The sequence below is a fragment of the Nevskia soli genome (genome assembly GCF_903970205.1).
GTDB lineage: Bacteria > Acidobacteriota > Terriglobia > Bryobacterales > Bryobacteraceae > Bog-113.
In genome coordinates this window covers 1-9,643 of sequence record NZ_CAJCHS010000425.1, presented here as the reverse complement: position 1 = coordinate 9,643, position 9,643 = coordinate 1, and the positions used below count along the sequence as shown (strand labels likewise).

At 59.2% G+C, this 9,643-nt stretch carries 13 protein-coding genes, 1 tRNA gene and 1 pseudogene; 7 read left to right on the top strand and 8 right to left on the bottom strand.

Annotation, left to right across the window (positions count from 1 at the left end; translation table 11 throughout):
• Positions 1-164 precede the first annotated feature (164 nt).
• The gene (locus H1Y01_RS18275; protein ID WP_180542103.1) at positions 165-551 is read right to left on the bottom strand and encodes a RidA family protein; all 387 of its coding nucleotides are present in this window, start codon (positions 549-551) and stop codon (positions 165-167) included.
• Entirely contained in the window at positions 552-1,475 is a 924-nt protein-coding gene (trxB, locus tag H1Y01_RS18270) for a thioredoxin-disulfide reductase (RefSeq protein ID WP_180542102.1), read from the bottom strand.
• A gap of 117 nt (positions 1,476-1,592) precedes the next feature.
• On the opposite strand from trxB, the gene H1Y01_RS18265 reads away from it, so the two are divergent.
• The 4 genes from H1Y01_RS18265 to H1Y01_RS18250 are packed head-to-tail and all read left to right on the top strand — an operon-like array spanning position 1,593 to position 3,894.
• Entirely contained in the window at positions 1,593-1,940 is a 348-nt protein-coding gene (locus tag H1Y01_RS18265; protein WP_180542100.1) for an ArsR/SmtB family transcription factor, read from the top strand.
• A 13-nt stretch (positions 1,941-1,953) separates the two neighbouring features.
• On the top strand, positions 1,954-2,793 hold the full coding sequence (locus tag H1Y01_RS18260; protein ID WP_180542098.1) for an arsenite methyltransferase: 840 nt from the start codon (positions 1,954-1,956) through the stop codon (positions 2,791-2,793).
• Positions 2,790-3,485 (top strand): aquaporin, encoded by a 696-nt coding sequence (locus H1Y01_RS18255; protein ID WP_180542096.1) that lies wholly within the window; start codon positions 2,790-2,792, stop codon positions 3,483-3,485. The genes H1Y01_RS18260 and H1Y01_RS18255 overlap by 4 nt, the downstream gene beginning before the upstream one ends.
• Complete coding sequence (locus tag H1Y01_RS18250) at positions 3,475-3,894, top strand: arsenate reductase ArsC (protein WP_180542094.1); 420 nt, start codon at positions 3,475-3,477, stop codon at positions 3,892-3,894. Before H1Y01_RS18255 ends, H1Y01_RS18250 begins: the two co-directional genes overlap by 11 nt.
• Positions 3,895-3,997: 103 nt before the next feature.
• Here H1Y01_RS18250 and H1Y01_RS18245 read toward each other — a convergent pair.
• Positions 3,998-4,073 (bottom strand) — tRNA-Glu (locus H1Y01_RS18245).
• Between the two features lie 202 nt (positions 4,074-4,275).
• Between H1Y01_RS18245 and H1Y01_RS18240 the strand changes: the two genes are divergently transcribed.
• The 3 genes from H1Y01_RS18240 to H1Y01_RS18230 are packed head-to-tail and all read left to right on the top strand — an operon-like array spanning position 4,276 to position 6,934.
• The gene (locus H1Y01_RS18240; protein WP_180542091.1) at positions 4,276-4,905 is read left to right on the top strand and encodes a hypothetical protein; all 630 of its coding nucleotides are present in this window, start codon (positions 4,276-4,278) and stop codon (positions 4,903-4,905) included.
• A gap of 24 nt (positions 4,906-4,929) precedes the next feature.
• Entirely contained in the window at positions 4,930-5,715 is a 786-nt protein-coding gene (locus H1Y01_RS18235) for a class D sortase (protein ID WP_180542089.1), read from the top strand.
• Positions 5,716-5,752: 37 nt separating this feature from the next.
• A complete protein-coding gene (locus H1Y01_RS18230; RefSeq protein ID WP_180542087.1) occupies positions 5,753-6,934 on the top strand; it encodes an aminotransferase class I/II-fold pyridoxal phosphate-dependent enzyme in 1,182 nt (393 codons plus the stop codon).
• A 1-nt stretch (position 6,935) separates the two neighbouring features.
• On the opposite strand, the gene H1Y01_RS18225 is transcribed toward H1Y01_RS18230, so the two are convergent.
• The 5 genes and pseudogenes from H1Y01_RS18225 to H1Y01_RS18210 all read right to left on the bottom strand — a co-directional run bounded on the left by H1Y01_RS18225 (position 6,936) and on the right by H1Y01_RS18210 (position 9,619).
• Positions 6,936-7,448, bottom strand: a complete 513-nt coding sequence (locus H1Y01_RS18225) for an anti-sigma factor family protein (RefSeq protein WP_257644475.1) — start codon at positions 7,446-7,448, stop codon at positions 6,936-6,938.
• A 177-nt stretch (positions 7,449-7,625) separates the two neighbouring features.
• Positions 7,626-7,685 (bottom strand): annotated as a pseudogene (locus H1Y01_RS20175) (hypothetical protein); the annotation flags it as partial.
• Positions 7,675-8,241: a sigma-70 family RNA polymerase sigma factor gene (locus tag H1Y01_RS18220; RefSeq protein WP_219341678.1), complete on the bottom strand. Its 567-nt coding sequence runs from the start codon at positions 8,239-8,241 to the stop codon at positions 7,675-7,677. The gene H1Y01_RS18220 and the pseudogene H1Y01_RS20175, both read right to left, overlap by 11 nt.
• Positions 8,242-8,287: 46 nt before the next feature.
• Positions 8,288-8,662, bottom strand: a complete 375-nt coding sequence (locus tag H1Y01_RS18215; RefSeq protein ID WP_180542081.1) for a c-type cytochrome — start codon at positions 8,660-8,662, stop codon at positions 8,288-8,290.
• Positions 8,663-9,619, bottom strand: a complete 957-nt coding sequence (locus tag H1Y01_RS18210) for a metallophosphoesterase family protein (RefSeq protein WP_219341677.1) — start codon at positions 9,617-9,619, stop codon at positions 8,663-8,665. It lies immediately after the preceding gene.
• Positions 9,620-9,643: the final 24 nt, after the last annotated feature.

The window sequence follows — 9,643 nt, the reverse complement described above, 5'->3', positions numbered from 1 at the left end:
CCATGCCGATTGCACTCGGCTCCGTGGGGCCAACTCCTTCGGCAATGCGGCGAATCGATATCAATAGGGGCGTTGCCAAAGTAGCAACTATCATGCACGTAGGAACCGACGACTTTCGGTTGGACGCGCACAACCGCTGGTTTTGGATTACTAAGTAGTCGCAGTTACTTCTTCGGACTATAAGCGATACAGTCGATTTCAACCTTGAGTCCGGCCATCGCGAAACCGCAAACAACTGTGGTGCGCGCGGGCTTGGCCTCACCGAAGAACTCCGCATATACCTCATTCATCGCCGCGAAGTCAGCGGCATGGGCCAGAAATACCGAGCACTTGACTACATCCGCAATCGAAGCTCCGGCGCCTTCGAGCACCAGCTTGAGGTTACTCAGTACCAGGCGCGTTTCGCCCTTCACATCGCTCAGCTCGAGCTTCTGAGTCTCCGGATTTACCGGCACCTGTCCGGAAACAAACAGGAAATCGCCGGCGCGAACCGCCGGGGAGTAAGGACCGCGCGGCGTGGGAACACCCGGCGGAGTGAGTCGTTCAATCATCTAATGTCCCTCCGCTTCGAGCAGCCGCTCAGCTTCAATGGCCGCCATGCAACCCGCCCCGGCGGCGGTAATCGCCTGTCGATAGACGCGGTCCTGAACGTCGCCGGCGTGGAACACTCCGGGGATATTGGTGCGCGCGCCGCCATGCGAAAGGATATACCCGTCCTCGTCGGTATCGATCTGACCTTTGAACGGCCTTGTGTTCGGGATGTGACCGATCGCGACGAAGAAGCCGTCGACATCCTGCTCCCAGGCCTCGCCCGTTTGCAGGTTGCGTAGCTTGACGCCGGTCACCAGCATCTTACTCACGTCGTAGACCTCGTCAACCACCGTGTTGTTCAGAAACTTGATTTTGGGATTGGCGCGGGCGCGGTCGATCATGATCTTCGAGGCGCGGAAGTTCTCGCGCCGATGCACCAGCGACACCTCGTCGCCGAACCGCGTCAGGTAGTTAGCTTCCTCCATCGCGGAATCGCCGCCTCCGATCACCATGATCTTTTTGCCTCGATAGAAGAACCCATCGCAAGTGGCGCAGGAGGAGACTCCGTGGCCGATCAGCCGCTGCTCGCTGGGCAGCCCCAGCCAGCGCGCGGAAGCCCCGGAGGCGATGATCAGGGTCCGCGTTTCGATCCACTCGCCTTCCACGTTCAGGCGGAACGGGCGCTGCTGCAGATCGGCTTCGAGGACCGAGCCGTCCATGTACTCGGCCCCGAAGCGCTCGGCCTGCGTCTTCATGTTGCCGACGAGGTGAGGCCCGTTGATTCCCTCGGGGAAACCGGGGAAATTCTCGACCTCCGATGTCAGCGAGAGCTGGCCGCCGGCTTCATAGCCGGAGATGACCAGCGGTTTCAAATTCGCGCGCGCGGCATACACGGCCGCTGTGTTTCCGGCGCATCCGGAACCCACGATTACGACATTTCGCATCAGTTCTTGACCTGTAAATGAGAGTTTTCAATTTAGCACGCAACTATTCGCGGCCTGACTCTTGACAATCCTACCATACTTCGACAATTATAGAAACATGGAAGGAAACAGCTACTGATGGCTAAGCCAAAGAACGAACCGGACGTGGTGCGCTACGCCGACATGTTTTCGGCGATGGGAACGGAACCGCGTCTGCGGATCATGCGCGCGCTGCTGTCGGCCCACCCGGATGGCAAGATCGCGGGAGAGATCGGCGCGGAGCTGGATATTCCGGCGTCAACGCTCTCCCATCACCTCGAAAAGCTGAAGAACGAGGATCTGGTGAAGGTACGCCGCGAGAGTACGTTTCTGAGGTACTCGGCAAATGTGGACGGGCTGCAGGAGCTGCTTCGCTTTCTCTATGCGGAATGCTGCACGCGCAATAAGGCGATTGAGCCGCAAGCCATCATTCAGGTCTGTAAGTAGAAGGGGAGACTACATGGAACTTAGCGAAATGGTAAAGGGGAAGTATGGCGAGGCTGCGCGCCGCGTCGCAACCGGCGGCAGCAACGGCTGCTGCGGAGCCTCTGCGCTGCTCGACGGCGGTTGCGATCCGATCACGGCGAATTTATATAGTGCGGGCGAGACGGTCGAAGTACCCGAGGAGGCGCTGCGGGCATCGCTTGGCTGCGGGAATCCGACGGCGCTCGCCAAGCTGAATCCCGGCGACACGGTGCTCGACCTCGGCTCGGGCGGCGGCATCGATGTGCTTCTCTCCGCACGACGCGTCGGCCCCACAGGGAAAGTCTTTGGTTTGGACATGACCGACGACATGCTGACACTCGCGCGCGAAAACCAGCGTAAGGCCGGGATCGGGAACGTCGAGTTTCTGAAAGGCGAGATCGAGTCCATCCCGCTGCCGGACAACAGCGTGGACGTAATCATTTCCAACTGTGTGATCAATCTTTCGGGCGATAAGGACCGGGTGTTGCGCGAGGCATTTCGCGTTTTGAAACCGGGCGGGCGGTTGGCTGTGTCGGACGTGGTGGTGCGCGGCGAATTGCCGGCGGAGATCAAGCGCAGCGTGGAACTGTGGATCGGTTGCGTTGCAGGTGCGCTACAGGATTCCGAGTACGTTGCCAAGCTAACGCACGCGGGTTTTGAGGCGATTGAGGTTGAGCCGACCCGCGTATACGAGCTTGAAGACGCGCGACAGTTCCTGACGGCGGAAGGTGTAAATGTCGACGCGATTGCGCCGGCCGTGGCCGGCAAGTTTCTGAGCGCATTTATCCGCGCGACTAAGCCATCGGCCTGTTGCGGGTCGGATTGTTGCTCGTGACCTTCGGACGCCGGGTTACCGCGGAAGCGGCCGGCACGGCGTTATTACTATCCGCAGTGGTCGGATCGGGGATCATGGGTGAGCGTCTGGCGGGAGGCAATATCGCTCTTGCCCTGCTTGCCAATACCATCGCGACGGGCGCCACGTTGGTTGCGTTGATCCTGACGTTCGGACCGATATCCGGCGGCCACTTCAACCCCGCGGTGACGCTCGCGGACGCGTCGCAGGGCGGCTTACCGTGGCGCGAAGTACCCGGATACATCACCGCACAGATCGCGGGCGCCTTTGCCGGAGTCGCCGCGGCGCACCTGATGTTCGGAGAACCGCTGTTCGCGTTCTCCGAGCACGCGCGTTCGGGCGGCGCTCAACTGCTCAGCGAATTTATCGCAACGTTCGGATTGCTTTCCGTGATCTGGGGATGTTCACGCTTGCGCTCGCCCTCGGTCCCGTTCGCGGTCGGCGCTTACATCATCGGAGCTTACTGGTTCACATCGTCCACGTCGTTCGCAAACCCCGCGGTAACCCTCGCCCGCGCGGCGACCAACACATTCGCTGGGATTCGGCCGCTGGATGCCCCGGGTTTCATCGCCGCGCAACTGGGGGGCGCGGCGGCCGCGACAGTGCTCTTCCGCTGGCTGGCGCCGTCATTCTCCAAAGACGCCGCCTCCATGGTGATCCCCCATGAACGATAAGAAGCGGGTGCTGATTCTTTGCACCGGTAACTCGGCGCGGAGCCAGATGGCTGAAGGGCTCTTGCGGCACGACGCCGGCGAACGCTTCGACGTGGAGAGCGCCGGTACGAAACCTGGCTCTGTCCGGAGCGAAGCGATTGCTGTGATGCGCGAGGTGGGAATCGACATCAGCGGTCATCGTTCGAAGAGCGTAGACGAGTTCGCGGGCCGGAAGTTTGACTACGTGATTACGGTCTGCGACAACGCCAAAGAGAACTGTCCGCTGTTCCTGGGTGCGGCGGAACGTCTGCATCGTAGTTTTGAGGATCCGCCGCCGCAATCCGAGCGGTCGGAAGAAGAGCGGATGAATGTGTTTCGGCGGGTACGTGACGAGATACGCGAATATCTACGCGAATTCGCCCGTACATGAGGGGCCCACCCGAGATCGGGCGAAAGTCGAACTACGGATCGACTGCGTCGCCCGGGGTATCCCCCGTTTCCTACCTAAAGGTCGATTTAGGGGGCGTGAAATTTGGCGTCCCCAGGGGGATTCGAACCCCCGTTACCGCCGTGAAAGGGCGATGTCCTGGGCCTCTAGACGATGGGGACTTGCGAACGAATGCGACCTTCTTAATGTACCATCGGCTTCTGAACGGTTCGCCTTCAACTTTGGCACGCTCATTGCAACAGGTCTAAGTGAACGAGCGCGAGCGATGATGATCGCGAATGCGCCTTACTATAAATCAATTACAGGGAGTCAAGAATGAAATCACTACGCTTTTTCGCTCTCGCAAGTTTGGCAGCAGGATCTATGTTCGTTGCCGGCTCCGCGAGCGCTCAAACCATGTACGACAAAGTTATCGTCGATCTGCCTTATGCCGTTACTATTAACAACACCACGCTGCAACCGGGTCATTACGTAATCCGACAGCTCGAAACGCCGGGTCAAGACAGCAAAGTGCTGCAAATTTTCGGCGACAACGGAATGAAGCTCGAAGCGACCGCAATGACGATCGCGACGCTGGACAACAATACGCCGGAAAGAACGGATATCGTTCTCCACCATTTCGGTAATGACTACTTCTTCGACAAGATCTGGATTCAAGGCAAGAACTACGGCTACGAGTTCCCGCTCCCTCCGTCCGTCAAGGCTCGCGAGAAGGAACGGATGACTGAGTACACGGTCGCCGCGAAGTACGAACCCAGGGAACAGACTCAGGTTGCCGAGAGTGCACCTCCGCCAGCGCCCGCCCCGGCTCCCGAACCAGCGCCTGCTCCTGAGGCCGCTGCTCCCGCGCCAACTCCCGCACCGGCTCCGGCGCCCGCTCCTGAAACCAACACGATGCCCACCACAGCTGATGGCTGGGGTCTTGAAGTTGTCGCCGGTATCATTCTTGCCGCGGCCGGCTTGATGGTCCGCCGCACCGTCACCAACTCCTAGTCTCAAACGACGCGAGTTACTGCTATGCATAAGTACGGGAAAGCCGCCGCAACGCTGGTTCTTATCGGCGCCGGCGGCTTTCTCGTGTTTCGCGGGATTCACGAGTACCTTGAATCGCAGCAGAGCCAGCAGCAAATCGCAGACACCTGGCAAGATGAGTCCGCCTTGCCGGATATGCCGCAGAAGCTGCAACCTAAGAACGTCCCGCCTGGGAGCCGCACTCCTTTAATGGTCCCGAGAGGTAAGCCCTTTTCGCATCTGGAAATCCCTCGGCTTCACACCTCTTTGTATGTCGTTGAAGGTTCGGACGCCCAAAGCTTGAAGAAAGGTCCTGGGCACGTGAGGGGCAGCGCAATGCCGGGAGAACGCGGCAATTGCGTGATCGCCGGTCATCGCGACCTTCATTTCCGCGCGCTGAAAGACATCCAATTGGGCGACCGGGTTTATGTTCAGGATGCCCAAGGAAAGTTCTGCTATCGCGTGACGGGCACTAAGATCATTTCCCCCAAGCAGATTGAAGTGCTGCAGCCGACCAAGGATTCCGAGCTTCACCTGATCACCTGTTATCCCTTCTACTTCCTGGGCCACGCGCCGCAGCGCTTCGTGGTGACCGCGCAGCTCGAATCGGCGGACCAATCGCAAGCTGCCTCCGTCCCGTTAACGGCGCCCCACACTAGCCCCGTGCGGCAGATAGCCGCCGCGCAAAAGCATAGAAGTCCCGCTCCGCGATCCCTGGGCGAGTCTGAACGCGAGCGTGCCCTGGAAGCAACTCGCGCACTCAACAGAGCCGCTGCCGGCGCGGGTGAGTAAGCCGCTGCCGCGGCGCGGGTGAGTAAGATGAGAGTTCATGGCCGCTGCCTCTGACGAGTTCTACCGGATCAATAAGCTCCCTCCCTACGTTTTCGCAGTCATCAATGAGATGAAGGCGCGCGCGCGCCACGACAATCTGGACGTTGTCGACTTGGGCATGGGAAATCCCGATGGCGCCACGCCGCGGCCCGTTGTCAACAAGCTGCTCGAAGCAGCCCGCAACCCTAGAAATCATCGCTACTCCCTTTCGAAGGGTATCCCGCAGCTTCGGGCTGCCATCACCGATCGATACGCCAGAAATTACGGCGTGACGCTCGATCCCGTTAACGAGGCGATCGTGACCATCGGGGCCAAGGACGCGCTGGCGCACCTGATGTTCGCGATCGTCGGGCCCGGGGACATTGTTGCATCGCCCAACCCCGCTTACCCGATCCATCAGTACGGCGTGATCATGTCGGAAGGCCACGCATGCACCTTGCCGATGCCGGACGCCGCAACTTTCCTCACGCATCTGGAAGATCTTTATAAGTCGGCGCACCCCCCTAAGATCGTTCTCATCTCGTTCCCTCACAACCCGACGACAACTTGTGTCGATCTCGATTTCTTCAAGGAAATCATTCGTCTGGCGAAACATTACGGCTCATGGGTCATTCACGATTTCGCCTATGCAGACATTTGTTTCGATGGCTACAAAGCGCCGAGCATCCTTGAGGTGGAAGGGGCGAAAGACGTCGCGGTAGAGATCTTCTCGTTGTCTAAGAGCTATAACATGGCCGGTTGGCGCGTGGGATTTTGTCTGGGCAACGCGAAACTAATCGGCGCGCTTGCGCGGATTAAGAGCTATCTTGACTACGGCGTTTTTCAGCCGATCCAGATTGCTTCCATCATTGCTTTGCGCGAGTGCGAGACCGAGACGACTAAGATCTGCGCGATGTACCAAAAGCGGCGCGACGTGCTGGTTAAAGGACTCAACCGCGCGTGCTGGCCGGTGGAAGCGCCGCGCGGATCGATGTTCCTGTGGGCTGCGATTCCCGAGCGTTTCCGGGCGCTTGGTTCGCTGGAGTTCTCGAAGCTTCTGATGGAGAAAGCTCTTGTGGCGGTATCTCCGGGCGTGGGCTTCGGGCCGATGGGCGAAGGTTATGTTCGCTTCGCGTTGATCGAAAACGATCAGCGATTGCGGCAGGCGACTAAGTCGATCGGTAAGTTCCTCGCCTCCTGACTTACTCGGTAAACAAGCGGTGTAGCTGTTCCAGGTCGTTACTTGACGCGTCGGATACGGCGTAGAACTCCATCCCGGCGTTATGCCACTCGACCCATTGGTATCCCTGCTGCGAGCCGGGACGCACCGGGTTGTATTTGTCGGGGACGGGCCAGATGAATACATTTACGACATGCTTGCGGCGGCCGTAGACTAGCGCCGCCGCAGCGCGGCCGTGGATGATATCGAGACGTCCGCCCTTCAACGGAAAGCCCTGGTCGGCGAAGTCGCGAACCGGCGGAGAGAAGTCGAGCTTACCGGCGAACCACGGCTTGACCGTGTGTTGATCGGACGAGATAACATCCGTAAGATGCCCGGGTTGGAGAGACCGTAAGTGAGCGTCGATAAGCTCCGCCGTAAGAACCGGTGGACTGGCACCGGTGCGGTTAGCGAGGAAGAACTGCCATCCGGCAAGCGAGCCGAGAAGAATTGCCGCGGCGACGGCCAGCCACGCCCAGGGTTTGTGGGACGGCATATTAGCTAGACGTTGGGGCGATCCTACGTCAGCAAGAACCTTTCGGCGGAGCGGGTCAGGCGCCCTATGGTAAAGCTGCGCGGCGTTGATCGACGATCTAAGAGATTCCAGCTCCGCAAGCGCCCGGACGCACTCGCCGCAGCGCTCGAGATGAAGTTCGAAATCGGCCGCGCTGGCCGCGTCTAGTTCGCCATCGAAGTATCCGTGAAGAACGGAGGAAGTGCGTTCACAGCTCATGGGCAGTCCTTGCGCTGGCAGATCCGGTAAGTGCGATCTGAAGCTGCCGCCGGGCGCGGGAAAGAGTTGACATGACTGTGCCGATGGGGATCGAAGTAATGGCGGCAATCTCCTTGTAAGAACAACCTTCTAACTCACGGAGGACAATCACCTCGCGATAGCGCGTGGGCAAAGACTCTAGTGCGAGAGTAAGTCGCTCGCGATTATCGCCGGCGATGGCGGCCGCCTCGGGCGTCGCGCTTTGCAGAGCGTGCGACTCTTCGTCGAACTCAATCGTATCTTTCACGCGTCGAGTTTTCTCCAACCGGGAGTAACAGGTATTGCGGACAATTTGCAGCAACCAGGGCCGGGCATCTCCGCCATGGAAGCCACTGAAGAATCGGAAAGAGCGCAGCATCGCCTCTTGCGCGGCATCCTCGGCGTCCGCGCGGTCCCGCAACAGCCAGCGGGCGAGATCGAACGCGGCATCGAGATGCGGGAGAACGAGCATTTCGAAGCGGAGTTTATCCTGTTCGTCCGGAACGTTGGTCCCTTGTTTGGGGACAGCATGGCTCACTAAATAGAAACCACCTCAGCGACGATTTTATTCCAATGCAACCTGGTTATTGCGACATACTCTTGAGGAACGCGATGATATCGCGCCTTTCCGAAGGGTTTGGGACACGGAAAGTCATGTCGTTATCGGGAACCAGGCTCTCGGTGTCGGTCAGCCACTTATCGAGAAGCGCGTCGTTCCAGGTAAGCTGTGCGGTCTTCAGGGCGACTGAATATTGGAAATCCGTTGTCGTGCCGGCGCGCCGCCCATAGACTCCGCGGAGCCGGGGACCTTCCTTGACCTGGTCCGTAGCGTGGCAGCCGCCGCAGCGGCGCTGGAAAAGCTCTTTACCTTTGGCCTCATCTCCGGTTTGCGGCGCAGCGATGGTTGCCGCCAATACCAGAACGGTCGAAAGGAGGAGCGCGGCAGCTAACAATCGCATTTAGCCCTCGATCGCTCCGGCCAAAGGCGAATCGACGACGGCCAGGCTCCTACCCTGCTGCACATAGGCGACATTAGTTATGCCAAGGACGCTTCGCAGACGTTCCGCGGGAACCTTTATCGGTCCGGGCGAAGGAGCGCTGCCGGGCGCGGGTTGCGGAAACGCCGTAGACATCGCGGTGTGAAACGCAACGTTGCCTTCTACCTTCTGCATAACCTGATGAATATGGCCGTTGAGCACCGTGACTGAGCCAAAACGCTTGACGTAGCTCAAGGCCTGCTCGCTGTCTTGCGTGCCCCACCCCCAGTTGGGATACACCGTCCATAGCGGCAGGTGCGCGAACAACACCAGCGGCGTGCTGGACGAACGCCCCTGTAAGTCGGCGGACAGCCACTCGATCTGATCACCGCCTAACTTACCCATACCTTCGAGCGCGGCCGAATTCACTAAGCCGACAAAGTGGACGCCCTTGTGATCGAAGCTATACCAACCTTTGCCCTTTGCGTCCTTTCCGAAGCGTTCCAGGTACAGTTTGCCATCGTCCACTGAGTTGTCATGCTCACCGGGGACATAGAACACTTGTTTGGGCTTGGCGCTCGACATCACCTGGGCTAGAGTATCGAACTCCGCGGGCTTCGACGAGTGGCTGAGGTCGCCGGTGTGGATGATGAAGTCAGGTGTTGCCGGTAACGTGTTGATCTTATCGACGGCAGCCTGCAGAGTAGCTGTGACATCAGTATTTGCCGGTTTGTTGAAGCCCATGTGGCTGTCGCTGATCTGAACGAAGGTGAATCCGCCGTTTCCCGTTGCCGGAGTGTTCTGACCGAAAGCCTGGGAACGGGCCATCCCCGCGCCGATGGTCCACAGCACGCCCGTGCCCGCCCATGCCATGCATTCAAGAAATCCGCGTCGGTCGATTCCGTCTTTTTGATTGTTGTGAGTGATTGCGTGTTTCAAAGCTTCCTCCACTCAGCAAGACTG

Excerpts from the sequence above, each read along its gene's own strand:
- H1Y01_RS18275 (WP_180542103.1), bottom strand. The coding sequence starts at position 551 with ATGATTGAACGACTCACTCCGCCGGGTGTTCCCACGCCGCGCGGTCCT.
- trxB (WP_180542102.1), bottom strand. The coding sequence starts at position 1,475 with ATGCGAAATGTCGTAATCGTGGGTTCCGGATGCGCCGGAAACACAGCG.
- H1Y01_RS18250 (WP_180542094.1), top strand. The coding sequence starts at position 3,475 with ATGAACGATAAGAAGCGGGTGCTGATTCTTTGCACCGGTAACTCGGCG.
- H1Y01_RS18260 (WP_180542098.1), top strand. The coding sequence starts at position 1,954 with ATGGAACTTAGCGAAATGGTAAAGGGGAAGTATGGCGAGGCTGCGCGC.
- H1Y01_RS18240 (WP_180542091.1), top strand. The coding sequence starts at position 4,276 with ATGTTCGTTGCCGGCTCCGCGAGCGCTCAAACCATGTACGACAAAGTT.
- H1Y01_RS18230 (WP_180542087.1), top strand. The coding sequence starts at position 5,753 with ATGGCCGCTGCCTCTGACGAGTTCTACCGGATCAATAAGCTCCCTCCC.
- H1Y01_RS18225 (WP_257644475.1), bottom strand. The coding sequence starts at position 7,448 with ATGCCGTCCCACAAACCCTGGGCGTGGCTGGCCGTCGCCGCGGCAATT.
- H1Y01_RS18265 (WP_180542100.1), top strand. The coding sequence starts at position 1,593 with ATGGCTAAGCCAAAGAACGAACCGGACGTGGTGCGCTACGCCGACATG.
- H1Y01_RS18235 (WP_180542089.1), top strand. The coding sequence starts at position 4,930 with ATGCATAAGTACGGGAAAGCCGCCGCAACGCTGGTTCTTATCGGCGCC.
- H1Y01_RS18215 (WP_180542081.1), bottom strand. The coding sequence starts at position 8,662 with ATGCGATTGTTAGCTGCCGCGCTCCTCCTTTCGACCGTTCTGGTATTG.